This is a genomic window from Sulfitobacter sp. HI0040, assembly GCF_001634885.1.
GTDB lineage: Bacteria > Pseudomonadota > Alphaproteobacteria > Rhodobacterales > Rhodobacteraceae > Sulfitobacter.
Genome location: NZ_LWEX01000531.1, coordinates 1 through 222 on the forward strand (window position 1 = coordinate 1; position 222 = coordinate 222).

1 pseudogene is annotated in these 222 nt (G+C 67.1%); it reads left to right on the forward strand.

Going from position 1 to position 222, the window contains the following annotated elements:
* A pseudogene (locus tag A3728_RS23305) lies at positions 1 to 222 on the forward strand (molybdenum cofactor biosysynthesis protein); the annotation flags it as partial.

Sequence of the window (222 nt, forward strand, 5' to 3'; positions counted from 1 at the left end):
GGAAATCACCCTCCATCCGGAGCGGGATGCCGCGCGCCTGCTGGAATGGGTGGCCCCCCTCGTGCCCCAGAACCGCGCCCTGCCGCACCGGGTGTTCCGTCTGGACCGGCGCGGATTCACGGATACGGAATTCCCCTCGGTATCTCTGTGCAACACAGCCTCTCACGCGGAGGTCGAAGACCTCGCCGGGGAGGCTCTTTCGCCTCTACGCTGGCGTGGCAA